Annotated in this window: 22 protein-coding genes and 1 tRNA gene; 11 read left to right on the top strand and 12 right to left on the bottom strand. The window is 63.9% G+C overall.

Translation table 11 applies throughout. From position 1 onward, the window contains the following. Positions 1-76 precede the first annotated feature (76 nt). From AC1VNY_RS05355 to AC1VNY_RS05370, 4 genes are all read right to left on the bottom strand, one after another. The gene (locus AC1VNY_RS05355; RefSeq protein WP_482404416.1) at positions 77-946 is read right to left on the bottom strand and encodes an MBL fold metallo-hydrolase; all 870 of its coding nucleotides are present in this window, start codon (positions 944-946) and stop codon (positions 77-79) included. Positions 947-1,261: 315 nt separating this feature from the next. Further along, positions 1,262-1,876 (bottom strand): glutathione S-transferase family protein, encoded by a 615-nt coding sequence (locus tag AC1VNY_RS05360; protein ID WP_028333557.1) that lies wholly within the window; start codon positions 1,874-1,876, stop codon positions 1,262-1,264. A gap of 298 nt (positions 1,877-2,174) precedes the next feature. Then, the gene (locus AC1VNY_RS05365; RefSeq protein ID WP_482404417.1) at positions 2,175-3,017 is read right to left on the bottom strand and encodes a fumarylacetoacetate hydrolase family protein; all 843 of its coding nucleotides are present in this window, start codon (positions 3,015-3,017) and stop codon (positions 2,175-2,177) included. 156 nt (positions 3,018-3,173) lie between these two features. Then, on the bottom strand, positions 3,174-3,827 hold the full coding sequence (locus AC1VNY_RS05370; RefSeq protein WP_482404418.1) for a TetR/AcrR family transcriptional regulator: 654 nt from the start codon (positions 3,825-3,827) through the stop codon (positions 3,174-3,176). A 157-nt stretch (positions 3,828-3,984) separates the two neighbouring features. Here AC1VNY_RS05370 and AC1VNY_RS05375 point away from each other — a divergent pair, with 157 nt between their 5' ends. Continuing rightward, a complete protein-coding gene (locus AC1VNY_RS05375) occupies positions 3,985-4,356 on the top strand; it encodes a hypothetical protein (RefSeq protein WP_482404419.1) in 372 nt (123 codons plus the stop codon). A 409-nt stretch (positions 4,357-4,765) separates the two neighbouring features. Here the strand turns inward: AC1VNY_RS05375 and AC1VNY_RS05380 are convergent, their stop codons facing one another. Continuing rightward, on the bottom strand, positions 4,766-5,614 hold the full coding sequence (locus tag AC1VNY_RS05380; protein ID WP_482404420.1) for an MBL fold metallo-hydrolase: 849 nt from the start codon (positions 5,612-5,614) through the stop codon (positions 4,766-4,768). A gap of 118 nt (positions 5,615-5,732) precedes the next feature. Between AC1VNY_RS05380 and AC1VNY_RS05385 the strand changes: the two genes are divergently transcribed. Further along, complete coding sequence (locus tag AC1VNY_RS05385; protein ID WP_411780924.1) at positions 5,733-6,146, top strand: DUF3775 domain-containing protein; 414 nt, start codon at positions 5,733-5,735, stop codon at positions 6,144-6,146. Between the two features lie 240 nt (positions 6,147-6,386). Here the strand turns inward: AC1VNY_RS05385 and AC1VNY_RS05390 are convergent, their stop codons facing one another. From AC1VNY_RS05390 to AC1VNY_RS05400, 3 genes are all read right to left on the bottom strand, one after another. Continuing rightward, complete coding sequence (locus AC1VNY_RS05390) at positions 6,387-7,376, bottom strand: NADPH:quinone reductase (protein WP_482404421.1); 990 nt, start codon at positions 7,374-7,376, stop codon at positions 6,387-6,389. Between the two features lie 167 nt (positions 7,377-7,543). Beyond that, complete coding sequence (locus tag AC1VNY_RS05395) at positions 7,544-8,326, bottom strand: SDR family oxidoreductase (RefSeq protein WP_050385630.1); 783 nt, start codon at positions 8,324-8,326, stop codon at positions 7,544-7,546. Between the two features lie 148 nt (positions 8,327-8,474). Beyond that, positions 8,475-8,990 (bottom strand): CvpA family protein, encoded by a 516-nt coding sequence (locus AC1VNY_RS05400; protein ID WP_482404422.1) that lies wholly within the window; start codon positions 8,988-8,990, stop codon positions 8,475-8,477. Positions 8,991-9,099: 109 nt separating this feature from the next. On the opposite strand from AC1VNY_RS05400, the gene AC1VNY_RS05405 reads away from it, so the two are divergent. Beyond that, on the top strand, positions 9,100-9,861 hold the full coding sequence (locus AC1VNY_RS05405; RefSeq protein WP_482404423.1) for an SDR family NAD(P)-dependent oxidoreductase: 762 nt from the start codon (positions 9,100-9,102) through the stop codon (positions 9,859-9,861). 312 nt (positions 9,862-10,173) lie between these two features. On the opposite strand, the gene AC1VNY_RS05410 is transcribed toward AC1VNY_RS05405, so the two are convergent. Together AC1VNY_RS05410 and AC1VNY_RS05415 are read right to left on the bottom strand one after the other, a co-directional pair. Beyond that, positions 10,174-11,781 (bottom strand): GMC family oxidoreductase, encoded by a 1,608-nt coding sequence (locus AC1VNY_RS05410; protein ID WP_482404424.1) that lies wholly within the window; start codon positions 11,779-11,781, stop codon positions 10,174-10,176. Positions 11,782-11,831: 50 nt separating this feature from the next. Further along, on the bottom strand, positions 11,832-13,265 hold the full coding sequence (locus AC1VNY_RS05415) for a coniferyl aldehyde dehydrogenase (RefSeq protein ID WP_482404425.1): 1,434 nt from the start codon (positions 13,263-13,265) through the stop codon (positions 11,832-11,834). 317 nt (positions 13,266-13,582) lie between these two features. Between AC1VNY_RS05415 and AC1VNY_RS05420 the strand changes: the two genes are divergently transcribed. The 4 genes from AC1VNY_RS05420 (at position 13,583) to AC1VNY_RS05435 (ending at position 15,701) form a co-directional block, all read left to right on the top strand. Next, positions 13,583-13,659 (top strand) — tRNA-Met (locus AC1VNY_RS05420). 712 nt (positions 13,660-14,371) lie between these two features. Next, positions 14,372-14,944 (top strand): ATP-dependent Clp protease proteolytic subunit, encoded by a 573-nt coding sequence (locus AC1VNY_RS05425; RefSeq protein ID WP_482404426.1) that lies wholly within the window; start codon positions 14,372-14,374, stop codon positions 14,942-14,944. A gap of 167 nt (positions 14,945-15,111) precedes the next feature. After that, positions 15,112-15,261, top strand: a complete 150-nt coding sequence (locus AC1VNY_RS05430; protein ID WP_482404427.1) for a hypothetical protein — start codon at positions 15,112-15,114, stop codon at positions 15,259-15,261. 122 nt (positions 15,262-15,383) lie between these two features. Continuing rightward, positions 15,384-15,701 (top strand): hypothetical protein, encoded by a 318-nt coding sequence (locus AC1VNY_RS05435; RefSeq protein WP_038385254.1) that lies wholly within the window; start codon positions 15,384-15,386, stop codon positions 15,699-15,701. Positions 15,702-15,737: 36 nt separating this feature from the next. On the opposite strand, the gene AC1VNY_RS05440 is transcribed toward AC1VNY_RS05435, so the two are convergent. Further along, a complete protein-coding gene (locus AC1VNY_RS05440; RefSeq protein ID WP_461191691.1) occupies positions 15,738-16,166 on the bottom strand; it encodes a hypothetical protein in 429 nt (142 codons plus the stop codon). Positions 16,167-16,569: 403 nt separating this feature from the next. Here AC1VNY_RS05440 and AC1VNY_RS05445 point away from each other — a divergent pair, with 403 nt between their 5' ends. Both AC1VNY_RS05445 and AC1VNY_RS05450 read left to right on the top strand, forming a co-directional pair. After that, positions 16,570-17,649 carry an AI-2E family transporter gene (locus AC1VNY_RS05445; protein WP_461191692.1) on the top strand — a complete coding sequence of 360 codons (1,080 nt, stop codon included), beginning with the start codon at positions 16,570-16,572 and terminating at the stop codon, positions 17,647-17,649. After that, positions 17,649-18,086 (top strand): potassium channel family protein, encoded by a 438-nt coding sequence (locus AC1VNY_RS05450; RefSeq protein WP_028345020.1) that lies wholly within the window; start codon positions 17,649-17,651, stop codon positions 18,084-18,086. Before AC1VNY_RS05445 ends, AC1VNY_RS05450 begins: the two co-directional genes overlap by 1 nt. A gap of 8 nt (positions 18,087-18,094) precedes the next feature. On the opposite strand, the gene AC1VNY_RS05455 is transcribed toward AC1VNY_RS05450, so the two are convergent. Further along, on the bottom strand, positions 18,095-18,763 hold the full coding sequence (locus AC1VNY_RS05455) for a helix-turn-helix domain-containing protein (protein WP_482404428.1): 669 nt from the start codon (positions 18,761-18,763) through the stop codon (positions 18,095-18,097). A 249-nt stretch (positions 18,764-19,012) separates the two neighbouring features. Between AC1VNY_RS05455 and AC1VNY_RS05460 the strand changes: the two genes are divergently transcribed. Beyond that, complete coding sequence (locus tag AC1VNY_RS05460; protein ID WP_482404429.1) at positions 19,013-20,857, top strand: sensor histidine kinase; 1,845 nt, start codon at positions 19,013-19,015, stop codon at positions 20,855-20,857. A 117-nt stretch (positions 20,858-20,974) separates the two neighbouring features. Continuing rightward, positions 20,975-21,607: a response regulator transcription factor gene (locus AC1VNY_RS05465; protein WP_080687042.1), complete on the top strand. Its 633-nt coding sequence runs from the start codon at positions 20,975-20,977 to the stop codon at positions 21,605-21,607. Positions 21,608-21,789 lie beyond the last annotated feature (182 nt).

Here is a 21,789-nt window from a genome sequence, read left to right on the forward strand (position 1 = left end):
CGCTCATTTCATTCGCGTCGACCCTCCCCCTCCAGGGGAGGGTGGCAGAGAGCGACTATCGCGAGTTTGGCTCACGTCACACCGTCTCGCACACAAACCCGCTGCCCTTCCGCCTGATCTTGCCAATCGACGGCGAAGGGAAATGCGCGGGGCAGCACAGCGTGTCGGTGTCGCAATAGCGCTCCAGGAAACCGCGCCGCGTCTTCGCGGCTTGCGCCTGGTCGACATCGAACTTCGCCGACAGCTCCGGATAATGCGTCTGGATCGGCGAGTGCATCAGATCGCCGGAAAAGACCGCAGCATCCTTGCCGCGGCCGAAGGCGAAGGCGACGTGGCCCGGCGTGTGGCCGGGCGTCGGCAGGATGCGGGCGTGGTCGCCGATCGCAAAATCATGGCCGACGATCTCGGCCCGCTTGGCCTCGACCACCGGCAGCACGCTGTCCACGATAGGCGGGACGTCCGCCTTCGCGTTGCTCTCGGTCCAGTAGTCGAACTCGGCCTTGTCGAACACGTAGCGCGCGTTTGGAAAGGTCGGCATCCAGCGGCCGTTCTCCAGCCGCGTGTTCCAGCCGACGTGATCGACATGCAGATGCGTGCACATCACATAGTCGATGTCAGCGACCGAAAAGCCGGCTGACGCCAGACTGCGCAGATAGTTGTCGTCGGTCTTCATGTTCCATTTCGGCCGAGCCGGCCGCGGCTTGTCGTTGCCGATGCAGCTGTCGATCAGGATGGTGTGGTGCGGCGTCTTCACGACATAGGACTGGAACGCCAGGATCAAGGTGTCGCTGTCGTCGAGCGCGCCGGTGGCCTGCATCCAGCCGCGATTCTCGGCGAGCACTTCGGGCGTCAGCCCAGGCAGCATCTCGTGCGCGGGCAGGAATGTCGTCTCCTGCTCGACGATGCGATGAATGGTGAGATCGCCGGCGGCAAACTTCAGGCTCATGGTGATTCCTTGGCGTTAGCGTTTTCGAGCGAAGTGGAGTCCGGTTCGCGTGAAGAAGACGCGTAGGAAAGTTCTAGTGCGCGTCGCGCACGGCGGGAATGATGATGTTGGCGAGGATATCCATCGCCGCAAGGCCTTCCTTCGGCTGGCCGTACTGGGCTGCCGTCGTCATCATCACAAGGTCGAGATCGCGACAATGACGACGGGATATTGTCCGGTCGTGGTTGAGCCCGGCCGGCGATGCACAAGACCTGCGCCGGGAGGTGAGAGGCGGGGAGACATTCGCGCGTCACATGCTCCCCGCTGTTGCCTTGGTTACGCCGCTGGCGGCGCCGAGATCTTCACCGACGGCCGCTCCAGCATTTTCTGGTAGAAGGCGTCGAGCTTGGGATAGGCCTTGCGCCAGCCGCAATCGGCGAAGCGGAAATCGGCATAGCCGAGCACGCAAACGAGGCCGATCTGCGCGATGTCGAACGACGAGCCGTCGAGCACATCCGGTCGGTTCTCGAACCGCGCCATGCCGGCCCAGGCCCTGTTCCAGTGATCGTCGTGCCAGGCCTGCCACAGCGAGCCCTGCGGCCGCACCATCTTCTCGTAGCGGCAGAGCAGCATGGAATCGAGCATGCCGTTGAGCAGGGAGTGATCGGTCTTCAGCTTCCAGCGCCGCGGGCCGTAGCCCGGGATCAGCCGGCCGCCGCCGAGCTCGTTGAGATATTCGACGATGACGTAGGAATCGAGGATGACGTCGCCGTGGTCGAGGATCAGCACCGGCAGCTTCTTGAGCGGCGAGATCTTGGAATATTCGTCGTTGGCCGTGCCGGGCGCGACGGTCGCCGGCACCAGCTCGATCTTGTCGATCAGGCCAAGCTCGATCGCCGCGATGCGCACCTTGCGGGCGAACGGGGAGGCGGGAGAGAAGGTGAGTTTCATTGGGGTTGACCTCGTTTCGCAAACACGATCGTCATCCTGAGAGACCGTGAATGTATGACTCTCGATGACGCAACATACTCGATGTCGTCCCGGCCTAGTGCGCAATTGCGCACGGGAGCCGGGACCCATAACCACCGAAGGTCATTGTTGCGCGACGCTGGGGCCACAGCCTTCTAACAACTCAACCCTGTGGTTATGGGTCCCGGCTTTCGCCGGGACGACGAGGGGAGAGATTGCGCTGTATCCCCGTCATCCCGCGCAACGGCAAAGCCGTTGCGCGGGATGACGATCCCGTAAACTACGCCCCAACGATTTCCTGGCGCTGCTCGCCGAGGCCTTCGATGCCGAGCGTCACGACGTCGCCGACATTGAGATATTGCGGCGGCTTCATGCCGGTGCCGACGCCGGGCGGGGTGCCTGTCGTGACGATGTCGCCGGGCAGCAGCGTCATGAACTGCGAGACGTAGGAGATGCACTTCGCCATCGTGAAGATCATGGTCGAGGTCGTGCCGGACTGGCGGCGTTGGCCGTTGACGTCGAGCCACATCGACAGCTTCTGCACGTCGGCGATTTCATCCTTGGTGGCGAGCCACGGGCCGACCGGGCCGAACGTGTCGTGCGACTTGCCCTTGGTCCACTGTCCGAGGCGCTCGATCTGGAAGTTGCGCTCGGAGACGTCGTTGCAGATGCAGTAGCCGGCGACGTGGTTCAGCGCGTCGGCTTCCGAGACATATTTGGCGCGGGTGCCGATGATGGCGGCGATCTCGACTTCCCAGTCGAGCTTGGTCGAACCGCGCGGCTTCTCGACCGGATCGTTGGGACCGGACAGCGCGGTGTTGGCCTTGAGGAAGAAAATCGGCTCGGACGGGATCGGGTTGCCGGTTTCCTTGGCGTGGTCGGAATAGTTCAGGCCGATCGCGACGAATTTGGAGATGCCGGTGACCGGGGCGCCGAAGCGCGGCTTGCCGGCGACGGCGGGCAGGGAGGCGGGATCGAGGGCAGCAAGCTTCTTCAGCGACTCCGGCGTGTAGGCATCGCCGGTCAGGTCCTTCAGATGGGCCGAGAGGTCGCGGAGCTGGCCGGATTTGTCGATCAGACCGGGCTTTTCCGCACCCTTTTCGCCATAACGAACAAGCTTCATGTCGATCACTCCCTACGATGTCCTGAGGATTGTTACTGGTATACCTCGACACGCTTCATGGAACAGCGCGCCGGGAAATTCAACCGCTTCACGGCCATGGCATTGCAGCCATCACCTTCCGGCGTGGCCGCCTTGGACCGTTCCTTCGATCGCCGGTCATGATCGCGGACGGGGCGCCGCCAGCATCCGCGTGAACATCTCTTCCAGCAGCCGGCATGATGGCTCGGGATCGCGCGTGCCCGCGACGATCGCATCGTCGGCCACGGCATGCATCCCGTCGAACACGATCAGCGCCGCGCTGCGGGCATCCGGGAACGCCCAGACGCCGGCTGTCCTGCCATCCTCCAGCACGGCGACGATCTGGGCGATCACGTCGTCCTTTTCCTGCGACTGCCGCTGATGATGCGGGAAGTCGTGAAACACGACGTCATGCAGCTCGACATTGGCGAGATAGGTTCCGACGGCGCCGCGCAGCCAGGCCGACAGCCGTCCGGGATGATCGTCCGCGGCGGGCTCGGCGATCGCCGCCGCCACCCGGGCGAGGAAGTCCTGCGCGAAGCGCGTGCGCAGGGCGATGATCACATCCGCCTTGGTCGCGAAGTAATGGTAGAAGGTGCCCTTCGCGACGCCGGCCCGGGCGGCGATGTCGTCGATCGTGGTGGCCTCGATGCCTTTCGCGATGAAAAGGGCCGCCGCAGCCGACATCAGGTCGTCGACCCTGACCTCGGCGGGCTGGGTCCGTCTCCAGCGTTGCGCCGCGCCGCGCGTGGCTGCCGCCTGCCGCTTCCCGATCATACCGTCAGAATCCATCCGCACCTGATATCCGATTCTTGGATCGCATATTTAGAATGACTTTGAAATAGCTTAGGCGCATTGACCGACTGTCAGTCGATCGATATTTCTGCCCGCGGCCGTCCGGGTCCGCGCGATCGGCACGGTCTGGCGCCGTCATCATGAGGAAGCTTCCATGAAATTCTTTCGCGAGGCCGAGCCCGGCATCTTCATCGCAACCGGCCATCTGCAGACCGAGCAGGATGGCTGCGACTGGACCGCGGAATACAGCGGGCTTCTCGCCGCAAACCGTCCGATCGCCGTGATCGTCAATGTCAACGATCAGCCGGAGGTCGCCGCCGGCAAGCCGATGGTGCTGTGGATGAAGGCGCGCAAGGCCGAGCTCGGCCGGTTGATCCGGGTCACCGTCTACATCGCTGCTGATGATGAGGAGCGCGCCGAGCTCGAGCGCAACCTGCCCGGACGGGCCAAGGCCTTGCCCTATCCGGCCGCGATCGCCGCCAGCGAGGCGGACGCGCTCTTCCTCGCACGCGCCAGTTTGATCTAGGAAACGAGGCTGGATAAAACTGCGCTCCCCCTCCCGCTAGCGGGGAGGGCTCTCGCATTTCGTGGCGGTGCCCTCGTGGCCATCCTTCGAGACGCCCGCCTTCGGCGGGCTCCTCAGGATGAGGTCTTGTTTTGCGGCACAATAGCAGACCCTCATGGTGAGGAGCGCCGCTTGCGGCGCGTCTCGAACCACGAGGCCAAGCACTTGCGCGGTCGCCAAGGGCATATGCGATAGCCCTGCGCTTGCGGAGGCTCCCTCTCACCCGGATCGCATCTGACGATGCGACATAGCCGAAGCTCCGCTTCGGCGTTCTTGAGAACGGCCGCCGAAGGCGGCCTATGCCTCTCCCCGCACGCGGGGCGAGGTGGAGCGGAGTCCGCCGTTCGATACGAAGTAGAGCCGTGTCGCCCTAGCTCAGCGCGATGAACCTGAAGGCGTCGCCGTCGCGCTTGATGTGGCCGGCATTGAAATGCCCGCCGATCACCAGCGTCGGGGTATCGGCAAAGCGCGAGAACAATTCGCGCCGCGTGGCGGCCGATTGCCTCTGGTCGGAGTCCGCGGTCGACGACCAGTCGAGGTGGTACATCTGGCAGGGATGATGCGCGACATCGCCGGTCAGCAGCCCTTCCGCGCCGCCGGACCTGATGTGGATGCTCATGTGCCCGGGACTGTGACCGGGTGTCGGGATCAGCGTGATCTCCTCGGTCAGGCGGTGGTCGCTCGGCACCAGCTCGGCCTTGCCGGCATCCGCGATCGGCTTCACCGAGTCGGCGAACACGGCCGTATGCGCGGGATCGTCGCTATGGTCGCGCCAGTGCTCGTATTCGGTTTTGCCGAAGATGTAGCGCGCATTGGCGAAGCTCGGCACCCATTTGCCGCCGACGAGCTTCGTGTTCCAGCCGACATGGTCGACATGCAGATGCGTGCACAGCACGGTGTCGATGGTGTCGGGCGCAAATCCGGCGGCGGTCAGTTTTTCCAGGAACGGATCGCTGCGGTTGTTCCAGGTCGGCACGTTGCGGCCCTGCTTGTCGTTGCCGAGCCCGGTGTCGACGATGATGCGGTGCTCGGGCGTCTCCACCAGCAGCGAATGGATCGACATTTTCAGCCGGCCCTCCTCGTTGGCGAAATGCGGGATCAGCCAGGGCAGGCTCTGGATCTCCTCCCGGCCGGCCAGCGGCAGGATGAAGCGCGTGCTGCCGACGGTCTCGAGCTCGACGACCTTGGTGATCCTGACCTTGCCTACGGTCCAGTGCATGCGGCGTGCCCTCTGTTTTTTGTTGCTCTTGCCCGACCATGCGGGTTTCCGCACGCCGGCGCAATGGATCAAGTCGGCGCCTCCTGCGTTACCGCCTCGTTGGAAGAAGGAGTGTGCAATGCCGGAACTCGCAATCTCCCCTGAAAAAGTTGGCTTCTTGATCGAGAAGGCGCGGGAATTCGATGTCAAGGAGGGGATCGTCGATCCCGACTCCGGCTCGAACGGCGCCGACGACGAGATGATCGACGTGCTGGAGGACGACGGCAACGATCCGGTGGCGCGCGAGATCACCGGCTTCATCAACGCGCTCAGCGAGGACGAGCAGGTCGACCTCGTCGCGCTGATGCGGCTCGGCCGCGGCGACGGCACGATCGAGGAATGGGCCGATCTCCGCCGCGAAGCCGCCCGCGGGCGCAACGGCCGTACCGCGAGCTATCTGCTGGGCGAGCCCATGCTCGGCGATTTCCTCGCCGAAGGGCTCGACGAGTTCGGCCTGTCGCCGAGTGACGAGCGCATCACGCCGATCCACTAAGCAGCCGCATTGTTCGCCTGACCGCGCCCCGCACGCGGCAGGGCAATCGCATATCGAATGAACCGATTCTTCCGCGCCGTCATGGCCGGGCTTGTCCCGGCCATCCACGTCTTTTCTTCGCGTGGAAACGAAGACGTGGATGCCCGGGACAAGCCCGGGCATGACGAGTTTGTGGGAACTCCGATCGCCTCAAACGGTCATATGCGATTGCCCTACCGCGTGCGGCAGAGGGAGAAGAGATTAACGCGCGCAGTCGACGATCACGGTGCCGATCTTGTCGCCCTTCTCGACGGCGAGATGGGCGTCGGCGGTCTCGGCCAGCGCGAATTGCCCGGCGATATTGTGCACCCGGGTGCCCGACGCCAGCCATTGGGTGACGTCGGCCTGCGCGGCCGCGAGCAGCGGTGGCGGCAGTGCGAACAGCACCAGCGAGCGCACGGTGATGCATTTCTCCATCAGTTCGCGCACCGGCAACGTCGGCGTGCGGTTGCCGTTGGTGGCGTAGACCGCGATCGTCGAGTTCATCGCCATGATCTTCAGCGTGGTCGCGAGATTGCCGCCGAAATCGACGTCAATCACGCGGTCGACACCGCGGTTCTCGGTGAAGGCCATCACCTTGGAGACGACATCCTCGGTCCGGTAGTTGACGACGGTGTCGACGCCGGCGAGCCGTGCCTCGACGTCCTTGACCTGCGAACTGACGGTCGCAATCACGCGTGCGCCGCCCCATTTTGCCAATTGCACGGCGTAGTGACCGACCGCTCCGGCGCCGCCGGTGACCAGCACCGTCTGCCCGGAGATCGGGCCGTCCGCGAACAGCGCGCACCACGCGGTCATGCAGGGGATGCCGAGCGTAGCACCGGCCGCGAACGACACGTCCTGCGGCAGCGGCGTCACCAGATAGTCGGCAAGCGCGATGTATTCGGCCGCGGTGCCGAAGGCACGGCCGTTGCGCTGGCCGTTGAACAGCCAGACGCGATCACCGACCGCAAAGCGGGTGACGCCTTCGCCGATCTGGTCGATGATCCCGGCGCCGTCGCTGTTCGGGATCACGCGTGGAAATTCCATCGCGCGATAGTTGCCGCTGCGGCGGCCGACGTCAGCCGGGTTGACGCCGGACGCCTCGAGGCGAACCCGGACTTCGCCGGGGCCCGCGTCGGGCGTCGGCATCTCGCCGACGGTGAGCACCGTCGGCGCCGCACCGGTCCGCTCGTACCAGACCGCTCTCATCCAGCGCCCCTTTCCGAAGTTCGTGAACTCGTCCAGCGACCTCTTGCGCGAACCGCGGAAAGCAAGAGGGCTCTGGCAAGATTCATAGGTCTCTAGTGCCGCTTGACCGATTTGAAGTTCCCAATCGGTCTCGCCGCATACAGCGCAGGAGCTTCAAATCGGCGGCACTAGAGGGTGCCCGGGAAGGCGCCGCCATCGAGCAGCAGGTTCTGCCCGGTGATGAAGCCGGCCTTGGCGCCGCACAGGAATGCGCAGGCATAGCCGAATTCGTCGGGATCGCCGAAGCGGCCGGCGGGGTTCAGCTTGGCGCGCTCGGCCAGGACCTGCTCGGCCGAGATGCCGCGCTTCTCGGCCTCGGGCTTTGCGGTGCCGCGGAGGCGGTCGGTCTCGAACGGGCCCGGCAGCAGGCCGTTGATGGTGACGTTGTTGATCACGGTCTTGCGCGACAGGCCGGCGACGAAGCCGGTGAGGCCGGCGCGGGCGCCGTTGGACAGGCCGAGGATCTCGATCGGTGCCTTCACCGCGGCCGAAGTGATGTTGACGATGCGGCCGAACTTGCGCGCCATCATGCCGTCGACGGTGGCCTTGATCAGTTCGATCGGCGTCAGCATGTTGGCGTCGATCGCCTTGATCCAGTCGTCGCGGGTCCAGTTGCGGAAATCGCCCGGCGGCGGGCCGCCGGCATTGTTGATCAGGATGTCCGGATCGGGGCAGGCCTTGAGCACGGCTTCGCGTCCCGCCGCCGTCGTGATGTCGCCGACGATCTCGGTGACGGTGACGCCGGGGTGCGCTTTGCGGATTTCGTCGGCGGTCTGCTTCAGCGCCTCGGCGCCGCGCGCCGTCAGGGTGACATGCACCCCCTCATTGGCGAGCGCGATCGCGCAGGCGCGGCCCAGTCCCTTGCTCGATGCGCAGACGATGGCGCGGCGGCCTTTGATTCCAAGATCCACGGTTCACTCCCTGTGATGTCGGGTAGGTTTGTAAAGGTTTGATGGCGCCATTCTAGCCAAGCTCGGCGGCGCCGATAAGGGACGTGCAATGCATAAGTGCATGCCGGGCAGGAACAGGCGGGTGAGCACGTTGGAGCAGGGCAGGAGGCTAGATGCGTTGCTCGCGCCGCAGCCGCTCGATCGCCATGGTGGCTTCGGGCGGCAGCGAGCGGAATCCGGCCTGTCCGGCCGCGGAGAACATCGGTCGCAATTGCGATCCATTGAGGAACTGCGGCTGCCTGGCGAGCGGCACCAGCTGATCGAACACCAGCACCAGCGTGGTCACGACGAGACCGACCCTGATGGCACCGAGCAGCGCGCCGCCGAGGCGGTCGCCGATCCCGATCTCCGAGCCGATGGTGTCGTCGAGCATCGTCCGCGCCATTTTCCCGAGGATGACGCCGATCAGGAGGAAAAGGCCGAACAGCAGTACGCCATTGGGCGGAAACGGTGACGACGGCAGCATCGCGATGTGGGGCCCGATCATCGCCAGCGCGGCGACCGCGAGCGGCATGGCAACGAGATAGGCCAGGATGGTGACCGCGCTGCGCAACAGGCCGGTCGTGAAGCCGGTCACCACCGCGAACACCAATCCGAGGATGGTGGCAAGGTCGAAGAGGTTCATGGATGAGGAATTCCTGCCCCAATCTCCTACTGTCCCCTGGTTGATCAAACCTGCTTACATCAGGGACAATTGTCGCTATCACTCGTCCGCTTCATCCGGGAACCTGTCGATGTCCGACCTATTCGATGTCAGTAAAGAAATCATCCTCATCACCGGCGCCTCGCAGGGGCTCGGGCGACAATTCGCCCGCGTGCTGGCGGCGCATGGCGCCGCGGTGGTGCTGGCCGCGCGCCAGGTCGCGAAGCTGAAAAGCCTCGAGGAGGAGATCAAGGCCAAGGGCGGCCGCGCCGCCGCGGTGCAGATGGACGTCGCGGATATTTCCGGCATTGCGCAAGCGCTCGACGCCGCCGAAGCCGCGCTCGGTCCAATCACGGTGCTGATCAACAATGCCGGCATCGCGATCGAGAAACTGTCGACCGAGCAGACCGAGGCGGATTGGGACGCCGTGATTGGCGCTAATCTGAAGGGCGCCTACTTCCTCGCGACCGAACTTGCGCGGCGCATGATGGCGCGCAAGCAGCCGGGCAATATCATCAACGTCGCATCCGTGCTCGGACAGGGCGTGCTCAAGGCGGTGTCGCCCTATGCGATCTCTAAGGCCGGCATGATCCAGGGCACCAAGGCAATGGCGCTGGAACTCGCCGGCAACAACATCCGCGTCAACGCGCTGGCGCCGGGCTATATTGACACCGAGATGAACCATGATTTCTGGTCGACGCCGGCGGGCGAGCGATTGGCAAAACGGATTCCACAGCGCCGGGTCGGCGCCGAGTCCGATCTCGACGGCGCGATCATGCTGCTGGCCTCCAACGCCTCGCGCTACATGACCGGGACGGTGGTGACCGTGGATGGCGGCTTTCTGTTGAACTAGCTTTGTAGCCCGGATGAAGCGCAGCGAAATCCGGGGAGCATGCGTGAAGGTCCCGGATTGCGCTTCGCTCCATCCGGGCTACGATTCCAACGCATCAAGTCACGAGCACGGCCCGGGGCAGTCGGCGCGGTTTCTGGATAATAGAATAATGCCGCTGATTTGCCCGACGAGTCAAGTCGTCGTGTCGAAGCCGGCAGCCCCCGGCTCCTTTGCATGGGGTTGTTTTCGATATTTTGGTACTGCGGCCCTGCGACGGCAGCCTCATAGGGTAGGCAAAGGCGCTCTTGCGCCGTGGCCACCCTACGCATTTGGTCACCCCGCCCGCATTTCCGCCCTGATCATATCCGCCGCCTTCTCGCCGATCATGATGGTCGGCGCATTGGTGTTGCCGCCGGTCAAGGTCGGCATGATCGAGGCGTCGACCACGCGCAGGCCTTCGAGTCCGTGCACGCGCAGCTTCGGGTCGACCACCGCGAGCGGACCGGCGGTGCCCATCTTGCAGGTGCCGACCGGATGATAGACCGTGTCGACGCGCTCGCGCAGGATGCTGCGGATGTCGTCGTCGGTGTGCACGTTGGATGTGAATACATCCTTCTGCTGCAGGGCGCGCAGCGCCGGCGCCTCCATCAGCCGCCGTGTGGTCTTGTAGCCCGCCACCATCGATTCGAGATCGTCTTCCTCGCCGAGGAAGTTCGGGTCGATCAGCGGCGCTTGCATCGGGTCACTGCCGGCCAGCGCGACGCTGCCGCGGCTCTTCGGCCGGAGCAGGCAGACATGGCAGGAGAAGCCGGTGCCGCCGTGGCGCTTGCGGCCGTGATCGTCGACCATCGCCATGCCGAAATGCAGCTGGATGTCGGGGATGTCGAGATCGGGCCGCGTCTTCAGGAAGCCGCCGCATTCGGCGAAGTTCGAGGTGAGGGGACCGCGGCGTTCGCGTCGATACTGCATGATGGCGCGGACCAGCCGCGGCATGCCCTTCAGCGAGAGGCCGGCGAAGTTCGGATTGTCGGACATGTAGCCGAAGATGAAATCCGGATGGTCCTGCAGATTTTGGCCGACGCCGGGCAGATGATGCACGCTGGCGAGGCCGTGCTTGCCGAGCGCTGCGGCGTCGCCGACGCCCGACAGCATCAACAGCTGCGGCGACTGGAACGCGCCAGCGGCAAGCAGGACTTCGCGCCGCGCGCGGAGTTGCTTTACTTCCTTGCCCTGCCGGTATTCGACGCCGACCGCGCGCTTGCCCTCGAACAGGATGCGCGTTGCGTGCGCATTGGTCTCGACGCGCAGATTGGCGCGCCTGCCGATATGCGGATGCACATAGGCGCGCGCCGCGCTCCAGCGTTCGCCGTTGCGTTGGGTCACCTGGTAGATGCCGAGGCCCTCATGGTCCTCGGCATTGAAATCCTCGCGGATGCGGAATTGCGCCTCCTGCGCGGCCTGCAGGAAGGTCTGCTGGATCGGATTGCCCGAGCGCAGCTTGTTGACGGCGAGCGGGCCGCCCTTGCCGTGATACTCGCCGTCGAAATCGGAATTGTCTTCCGAGCGCTTGAAATAGGGCAGTACGTCGGCGAACGCCCAGCCGGCATTGCCGAGCGAGGCCCAGTGGTCGTAGTCGGCGCGATGGCCGCGGATGTAGACCATGGCGTTGATCGCCGAGGAGCCGCCGAGCCCCTTGCCGCGCGGCTGGTAGCCGATGCGGCCGTTGAGCCCGTTTTGCGGCACGGTGTTGAAGGCCCAGTTGTTGACGGTGCCCGCGACCATCAGCACCAGCGCGCCGGGCGTGGTGACGACCCAATTGTCATTGGTGCCGCCGGCATCGAGCAGCGCCACCGACGTCGCCAGATCCTCCGACAGCCGGCCAGCCACCGCGCAGCCGCCGGAGCCCGCGCCCACCACCACGAAATCGAATGTGTCAGTCACGTTTTCCCCTGTCTTCATTACCGTCGGTCATTGCGAGCACGGCGTGATTCTTACGACAACAACCGCATCAGCTTCTCCAGCCGCGCGACCTTCGCGCCATAGGGCGGATAGAGATCGGCAAGCCGGTTGAACCGCGAGCGGTAGAACACCGGCTTGAACTTGGTCAGCGTCTTGAATCCCCACTCGCCGTGATAGGCGCCGGTGCCGGAGGCGCCGACGCCGCCCATCGGCTGATAGGCCTGCGCGAAGTGGAACAGGCAGTCATTGATTGTGACGCCGCCCGACACCGTGCGCGCCAGCACAGCATCGCGGACGGCGCTGTCGGTGCCGAACCAGTACAGCGCCAGCGGGCGATCGCGGCTGTTGACGAAGGCGATCGCCTCCGCCGCATCGCGCACGCCGATGACCGGCAACAGCGGCCCGAATATCTCCTCCTGCATCACCGTCATGTCCGGCGTCGCATCGACGATCACGGTCGGCGGAAATTTGCGCCTCGCCTTCCACTCGCGGTCGTTCGACGCTGCCGGCTGCATGATGGTCGCGCCCTTCGCGGCGGCGTCGGCGACCAGCCCCTCGAGCCGTGCATAGTGCCGACCGGAGACGATCGACGTGTAATCGGCGTTATTGGGATCGGTACCGAACATGTGCTGCATGTGACCCTGCAGCCGCATCGCGAAGGGCTGCACCGCGGCCTGCGGCACCAGCACGTAATCGGGCGCGATGCAGGTCTGGCCGGCATTGAGCAGCTTGCCATAGGCGATGCGCTGTGCCGCTTCGTCGATGTCGGCGGAGCCGTCGACGATCACGGGCGACTTGCCGCCGAGCTCGAGCGTCACCGGCGTCAAATTGCGGCCACAGGCTTCGGCCACCAGCCGGCCGACGCGGGTCGAGCCGGTGAAGATCAGATGATCGAACGGCAACGCGGCAAACGCCCTTGCGATTTCGTCGTCGATATCGGTGACCGCGAGCTCGGTGACGTCGAATTTCTTGGCGATCGCCTCGGTCAGCAGCTCGGCGAAGCGCGGCACCAGCTCGCTCGGCTTGATGATGGCGCGGTTGCCGGCCGCGATCGCGGCGACCGCGGGCGCCAGGGTCAGCTGCAGCGGATAATTCCACGGCGCGATGATGCCGACCACGCCGAGCGGCTGCGGCATCAGCCGGTTCCTGGCCGGCGCGAACTGCACCGTGGTCGGGACCTTCCGCGGCGTCATCCAGCCCTTGAGGTGCCTGGCCGCGTGCCTGATCTCGCCGAGCACCAGCGTGGTCTCGGCGATCGCGGTCTCGACGTTGGAGCGGTGGCCGAAATCGGCCGAGATCGCCGCCTCGAATCGCGCCTCATTCTCGGTCAGCGCGGCGCGCAGGCGGCGCAGCCGGTCGAGCCGTGCCTGCAATGTCGGCGCCGGCTCGCTGCGCGACAGCTCGAACTGGCGAAGAAAGGCCTCCTCAAGCGCATGCAGCCCCGGGCTCTTCAATGGCCGGTCCATGGCGTTTCCCCCGCGGATGACGTCTTCTTGACGGATTTGTTGCGCGCCAAGCTCCGCTTTTGCGCGCGGTCTGGCAAGGCCGGGTTCCCGGCGGTAAATTCCGCCGGGACAGCCGGCGATTTCGACGTCACAAAATCCTCAAAAACCCGCATCCGGGGCTTTCCAAACCGGGCTCACGTTGATACATACGCCCCGCACCCGACGGCTTCGGCCCGGGTCGCCTTCTCAGGAAGCCCCCGGACGGATCGATCGGCGCCGTTGAAAAGCGTTGGCCGGCCGGCTCAGGCACCCTTTCTGCAAGGCACGCAACGGTTTAACGCGGGGTGGAGCAGCCCGGTAGCTCGTCAGGCTCATAACCTGAAGGTCATAGGTTCAAATCCTATCCCCGCAACCAAGTTAGAAAAAAGCCCCAGCAATCTCAATGGATTGCCGGGGCTTTGTTTTGCGGCGATGTCGAGCACGATAGTATCAATCACTTTGCTCGCTGGTTCCCAATCACCCCGCAACCATTCGATGACGAACTGCTTAGCTTGCTACTGCACGGCGCGAGGCACTCATATCAACAATTCGTCGCGCGCAACGTGTTCCGAATCGAACTCGGCCTGTGCGAGCGCGCCATGACAATCGTCGTCGCGCCGGAGATTTGATCCGTTTCGCCGGCCAGCAATTCTCATCCGGTCTTGCGGCTTGACCATCATCAACACGCGCGTGCGCGTGAGGGCCTGCGTCCCTCTCTAGAAGTCAACGTCGCTCTCGCCTGCGCGCTTGCTGAATTGGGTTTGATTCAGATCAACCCACGATGCGCTTCAATGCTCTCTCAATCGTGTGAGGTCCCGGGTCAGATGGGGAGCGTCGTGGCAGCCAGGAAGCATGCTTTGAGGGTCCTCCGCGCGACATTTATCGACGCCCGCGCAACGAGCCGGAGCGCCGCGCATGGGGTGCGGCCACCCCGAAGCGATGTCGCAACGGGTCAGCTTCGTTCTCGAGCGCCTGCAGTTCGCTCGATGCGGATTGCAGGATGCGTTTTGAGCATCGCGGTCGTGCTGACGTCGACGAGTTGTCTCGCGATGGAGTTTTCCCGTGTCCCGGGGTGCTTTGGAGATGTCTTGAAGCTCAGTGGAGATATCAGGGATGGGGACTTTGTCCGCTTTCGCGGATATCTGGCGACTGAGCGCCGGATCGTTGGCCTCGATCTCGATTCCCGAGGCGGGTCTCTCTACGAAGGCTTCCGAATCGCCATGCTGGCGCACCAGAGGCAAATCGCAACTTACGTTTCCGGAGAATGCGACTCGGCATGCGCTTTTATTTTCCTGGCGAGCAGGAAGCGCTATGTGGCGCCAAATGCCAAGATCGGCGTCCACTCGGTTTCCAATCTACACGGCAACGAGGACAGTCGAACGATTCGTGACACGATCAAGCTCGCGAGGTTGTCGGCCAAGCTCCGTATTGCTCCGGCGGCCATCGGCAAGATGGTGATGACTCCGCCGGGAAAGATCTCCTTTTTGAGCAAGGAGGAGCTCGCTTCGCTGAAGGTCATGGAGCGGAATCCGTTTGACCGCACCGCGCGCACGGCGACCGCGGAACCGAAGAGTAGCTCCATGTGCGGCGCGGCGCCCTCGAAGAGCGCGTCGGAGCAGGAACGTCCGATGCGGAACGCGACCGGCTCGAAGGGAAGCTAGGACGCTGGTTGAGCGGGCCTTCGGCCGAACCGGCTCGTATGGCCCAATTGGGTCAGTCAAGCCGCCGCACGTGATCCTGACTGCTTGGCACAAGCTGCACTGGTCTCTCCATTCCACCGCGATCTACAATGGCAGTCATGGGGTATGCCAGCGACAGATTTCGGCGAGTGCGTGGCGCAAGCCAGCCGGCTGGCGCTCGCAATTGGCTGCATCGCTGGCTTGAATTGGCCGACGGCGATATTGCCTTCAGGGTCGTGGTCGTGACGGCCGGGATGCTGTCGACCGCGGCGATCGCCTTTGGATTGCTGTCGTCCTGAGCGAGCCTCATGTTGGCCATGCGTGGTGCCGAATTCGTCGTTCTGAGGTGCTTCGCCCGCGAAGCTCTGACAATATGAGCTATCGTCTTCAGCGCGACACGGATCATTCCCAGCGGCAATGAATGCACTTCAAATTGGCTGAAAAGTCGAACGGACGCAGAGACCGTCAGGCGGCCAGGTTGGGCGTCGGGGCCTGCGCCGCGATCTTCCTGTTTTGCTGCGCGCAACAGACGGCTGCGCTGCCGCTGACGCCGTTCCGCTATGAAGCCCAGGCTCAGCGGCATTGCCCCGGCGATAGCGTGGTCTGGCTCGATTTTCGGCGCGGACGCTACTACCTCAAAGGGCAAAGCCGCTATGCCAGGGGCTTCGATGGCGGCTTCGTGTGCAGGAATGAAGCGCGCGAGAGCGGCTACCGGCGTTCGCTGCTCGGCCTTCGGTGACATCACCGAAGGCCGGCCTGGCATCCGATGTCCAGACTACCATCCATAGTAGCGCGGCCGAGCGTAATAAGCCGGTGCATAGCCATAGCCGCCGCCCGGCGGGCAATAGTCGTAGCCATAGCCGCCGCCATAGCCGTATCCACCGCCATAGTAGGGATATCCGCCGTAGTAGGCCGAGCTCGCGATGGCTCCGCCAACGAGCGCACCGGCGGCCGCGGCGCCCCAGCCTCGATAGCCCCATCCACGATAGCCTCCCCAGCCGCCGTAGCCTCGCCAACCGCGATAGCCCCAGCCGCCGCCGCGCCAGCCGCCCCAACCGCCCCAGCGCACCTGAAGGGCGGTGTTGTTCTCGACCATGCCCTTCATGGCCGCGACGTTGGTCGGCAGCGGCGCCGCCTGGCCAGCGCCAATGCCGCCCATGCTCGCAAGCAGGATCAAGGCCGACAGGGTCTTGGTATTCTTCATGACGTCCTCCACATCGGGGTGACACAGGCAGTCGTGATCGAAAGGCAGCCAAATCGAGAGCGGCTTTCCAGTCCATGAGCATGCCGAGCCTGTCAGCCGCGGCCGGCCGAAGCTTGATTTGAATCAAAGTGGCGAGGGGGCGGTGCGGACGATTGATCCTTCGCCTTGGGACAATTGCCGCGGATAGGCAGGCCGCCGCCTCATGGGGGCGCGATCGCGCTCGTGATCCCGACCGCGAACGCATCCCGGCGAAGTTGGAGCGGACCGATTCCTGCCCCCGAACCGGGGCCGCTTCTTCGGCGAAAGTCCGGACGCATCACGCTTGATCTGAATCAAGCCGTGCGCGGCAAGGCGATGGCACCGCTTCCTGCGTAGCAGCTGATGCTCAATCGAAAGCACGCTCTTGAAAACCCTTCGCCAGCTCGTGACCGGAGACGAGTTCATCCAGCTCGCAATTCGCCTCGGATTGCTGGCGCTGTTGATCTACTGGTCGTTCGTCCTGGTCAGCCCGTTCGTGCCGATCCTGGCCTGGAGCGTGGTGCTCGCGGTCGCGCTCTATCCCGTCTTCACCTGGCTCGCAGCAATGCTCGGCGGCCATGCCGGCATCGCGGCGCTCGTGCTGACCTTGATCTCTCTGGGAGTCGTCATCGGGCCGGCGACCTGGCTCGGAATCGGAGCTGTAGAGGGGATGAAGGAGCTCGCCGAACAACTGGGCGCCGGCAACGTTGTCGTGCCGTCGCCGCCGCCGGAGGTCAAGGATTGGCCGCTGATCGGCGGCCCACTCCATGAGATCTGGGATCGGGCGTCGACCAATTTGCGCGCCGTGCTGCGCGAGGTCGTGCCGCATCTGAAGCCATTGGCCGGGACCCTGTTTGCGTTTGCCAGTGATGCCGGGATCGGGATGGTGAAGTTTCTGCTGGCGGTCGTCGTGGCGGGATTTCTGTTTCCGTATGGCTCGCAGCTTGCAGCGGCGTGCCGGAGCTTCCTGTCCCGCATCGTGCCGGAGCAGAGCGAGCACTTCCTCGATCTTGCAGGTGCGACCATCCGGGCGGTCTCCCGCGGCGTGATCGGCGTCGCCGTCCTGCAATCGCTGCTGGCCGGCATTGGCTTCAAGCTGGCGGGGATCCCGAGCGCAGGGCTGCTGGCGTTTGTCGTGATGCTGCTCGCGATCGTGCAGATCGGGGCGGCAATCGTGCTGTTTCCGGTTATCATCTGGCTATGGTCGGCCAAGGACTTCCCGACGGCGCTCGCCCTCACGTTCTTCTTCCTGGTCGTCGGCGTCCTCGACAATGTGCTGAAGCCGCTGGTGATGGGGCGGGGCCTGACCACGCCGGCGCTCGTCATCTTCGTCGGCGTGATCGGCGGCACGCTTGCCCACGGCATCGTGGGCCTGTTCATCGGTCCAATCATTCTCGCGGTCGCCTGGGAATTGATCACGGCATGGATCCGGGACGACCGCGCCCGGCTGGCGGGAGAGCGATGATGCTGTTTCAGCTCCTCGTGGGATCAGCGGTGAGCGCGATCAACATCGCGATCCATTCGCTCTGGACAGTCGCGGCCATCGGGTTGCTTCGCAACGTCGCCTTGAGCGCGGCCGGCCGGGCCGGGCTACAGCTCAGCGGCGTGATGGTCGCCACCGCGCTTGCGCTGATGCTGGCTCACACGCTCGAGATCGTGGTGTGGAGCCTGGCCTATTGGGTGCTCGGCGCCGCGCCCGCCGGCAGCAATCTGCTCTATTTCGCCTTCGTGAACTACACCACGCTCGGCTATGGCGATGTTATCCCGGTCAAGCAGTGGCTGTTGATCGGACCGATGGCGGCCATGAACGGCATTCTCATGTTCGGGTGGTCGACCGCGGTGCTGTTCGAAGTGTTGCAAAAGACCATCGAGCGCCAGGAGGCGCTCACGAAATCCCCCTGACCTCGCGGTCAGTTGTCCAGCCTGGACAGCTGGTCGCGGTCAACCAGCATGATTTCGCGCTGGTTCGAGCCAAGGAAGTTGAGCGCGCCGTAGGCGTGCAGCTTGGACAGCGCACGTGACACGGTTTCGAGCGTCAGCCCGAGATAGTCGGCAATATCGCGCCGGCACATCGGCAAGGCGACGACGCCGACTCCGGTCAGCCGGCGATCCATTTCGAGCAGAAACGCGGCAACCCGCTCCAATGCGGTCTTGCGGCCGAGCAGCAGCATGTGCTCCTCGGCATGCCGCAGGTTGCTGGTGGTCATGACCAGCAGGTTGCGAGCCAGGGCGAAATCGGAATCGGCCACGCGTTCGAGGCTCATCCGCCTGATCAGGTGCACGTTCGTGTCGACGATGGCTTCGGCGGTGAAGCGGTGGGTTTCGGCATTCTCGAGGCCGAAGATGTCTCCGACAAGGTGAAAGGCGCCGATCTGGCGGCGTCCGTCGGAGAGCAGCTTGTAGCTGCGGACTGCCCCCGAAACGACCTGGTAGACGTACTCCGCCGGCTCCTTCTCCCCGTAGATCTCGGTGCCTTTCCTGTAGTGGAATTCGCTGGTGGTGCAGTTGGCGTGCCGGGCGGTCAGCCCACCGAGGATGCTTGGTACATTGGCCGGTCTGACATTGAGGCGAGCGAACATGGACTAACTCTCTTGGGTAACGACTGTTGCAGCGTCCGCGGCGGCTCAAAATGCTTGTCCGCGCGCAATGACTACGACAGGGCCCGGCCAGTCTCTATTGGTCTTGAGGTCATTGTCCTAAAGGACAGGGTGCGCCAAATGCGGCAATTTGTTCGCAATTGATGCGCACCATCTTAGATTACTTTTCAATATTCACGCCGATAACCGGGTGCTATTTTTTGAACCCGTTGGTCTCCGGCTCCGAACGCTATGGGCAAGGCAATTCGGCTCTCTGGACTGGTCATCCTGCTGGCTGCGCTGTTGGCGCCGGCTGTGCTCCGGGCGCAAGCGATGCGCCCGCATTCCATGCTGGTGCTGGACCAGTCTGATCGGCGTGGCCCCTTTTACTACCAGGTGTTCGTTGGCTTAAGGGATGCGGTGAGCGCCCACGGTCACGCCCCGACCACCGTCTACACGGAAAGCCTCGATCTCAATCGTTTCGGTGGCGAAGCCTATCAGGAGGATTTCCGGCGGTTTCTCGAGGCGAAATATCGCGATCGGCCGATCGGCGTGGTGGTCACCATTGGAGCGGCTGCGCTTGAGCTTGCGCTGCGCTGGCGTCCGCAGCTCTGGCCCGATACGCCGATCGTGTTTGCGCTGGTCGAAGAGGCCGATTTCAAGCGATTGCGGCCGCCTGCCAATGTCACCGGCGGCGTCGTGACGTCGAAGCTCAAGGATGCCGTCACGGCTGCTCGCGCCGTCGTGCCGGAGCTCAAGACTGTCGTGCTCGTCGGTGCGGACTGGGAGCGGCAGGTTCTGTTTCGCAATTGGAAGGACCGGGCCGCGGCGGGCATTCCGGGCCTCGACATCATCGAGATCATCGGGCGTCCGATGCCTGATATCGTCGAGCAGGTTGCAGCGCTTCCCGACCATAGCGCGATCATCTACACGGGCCTCTATAGCGACGGGAAGGGCAACTACTATCCGCCCTCGGATGCCCTCACTTTTGTCGCCGCAAGAGCCAATCGCCCTATCGTCGTCGCAGCGGAGACTTTCCTCGATGCGGGCGGGATCGGCGGTTTCGTGATTGTCCCGTCCGCGATCGGCGCCGACGCAGCGCGGAGGGCACTGCGGATACTGGACGGCGAGTCGCCGGAAAGCTTGCCGCCGTCGGCTGTCGATACCGTGAAGCCCATTTTCAACTGGCGGCAGATGCATCGCTGGAACGTCAGCGAAGCCAACCTGCCACCAGGCAGCGAGATTCGCTTCCGCGAACCGACCTTCCTGGAAAAATATCGTTGGCGGGCCGTCGCCCTGGCCACGGCATTATTGGTTCAAACAACTCTGATTGCGTTTCTGCTACATGAGCGTCACATGCGGCGGAGTGCCGAAGTCGAAGCCCGCAATCGCCTGTCTCAGCTCGCCCATATCAATCGGCAGGCGACTGCGGGAGAACTCTCGTCCTCGATCGCTCATGAGCTCAACCAGCCGCTGGGCTCGATCCTGACCAATGCCGAGAGCGCGGAGCTGATCCTCAGTTCGCCGACGCCCGACCTTCAGGAGGTGCGGGAAATCATTTCGGACATCAAGCGCGATGATCTGCGGGCAAGCGAGGTGATCCGCAGGATGCGCAGCCTGCTGAAGCGTGCGCCATTTGAGAAGAAGGAGATCGACCTCAACCAGACCATGCGGGAAGCATTCGATTTCCTCAAGCTGCAGGCCTCGGCGCGCAACGTCGCAATCTACCTGCAGACCTCACCGCAGACCCTGCGGGTGAAAGGCGACCCCGTCCAGCTGCAGCAGGTCATTCTTAACCTCGTGGTCAACAGCATGGACGCGATGGCCAAAATGCCCTACGGGCGCACCATCATCGGTCGTACGGAGGTCAATGGGGACGCATCGGCGGTGATTTCCATCAGCGATTCCGGGCCGGGAATTCCCCAGGACAGGTTGAACGACATCTTCGATCCGTTCTTCACCACAAAGGAGCAGGGCATGGGCATCGGCCTGTCCATCGCGCGGACGATCGTTCTGGCGCATAGCGGTCAGCTCTGGGCCGAGAACCAGTCCGGAGGAGGCGCGGTATTCCACCTCTCACTGCCACTGGCGGCGTAGCGCGTTTGGGTCTTGCTTGCCGAGGTGCAAGGTTCGATTTACGACCAACGCAGTATTTTCAGCCACGGCTGATGGTCATTCAATGAGTAGCGGCGATCGGCAGGCGGTGGAGCAATAATGCACGCTTACGTGCACATAGTCGACGACGATGCCTCGTTTCGTACAGCGCTCGAGCGCCGGCTCAAACTTGCAGGCTATCGGGTTGCTACGTATGCATCGGCCCGGGAATTGCTCGACCAATTGCCCGATGACGAGGAGACCGGCTGTATCCTGCTGGACGTACGCATTCCCGGAATGAGTGGTCCGGAGCTGCAGCGTCGCCTCAACGAGCTGGGGTCGACACTCCCGATCGTTTTCCTGACCGGATATGCCGACACAGCGACGACCGTCCAGGCGATCAAGGCAGGTGCCGAAGATTTTTTGACCAAGCCGATCGCGTCGGAACAGCTGATCGAGGCGATCAATCGCGCCGTTGCGCGGCACGAACTGGCCCGTGGCCAGCGAACCAGGCTCGACTCACTGCGTGCGCTGCTGGCGAAGTTGACCCCACGCGAGCGGCAGGTGTTCGATCTGATTGTGTGCGGTCGGATCAACAAACAGATTGCCCACGAGCTTGGCACGACCGAACGCACGATCAAGGCGCATCGTCACCAGGTCATGGAGAAGATGCAGGTGCAGTCACTTGCCGAGCTGGTTTCGATCGCGGAGCAGCTCGGCACGCGCGCGTCCGGGGGCGAAGTCAAGGCTTGATCTGCCGGACAGCTCTGCCCTCCTGTCCCATGGTACAATATGAAAGCTCTGTGACGCAGCGTATCTCCGATCGTGGCCGCGAGAATATTGCGCGCCGGTAGCCGCTTGACATGCCCTTTATCCATACGCGGGCGAAGGTCATTCAGCGATAGGTAGAGGCTCCAGGATTTGCCGACCGCGAA

It is taken from the genome of Bradyrhizobium ferriligni (assembly GCF_056837965.1).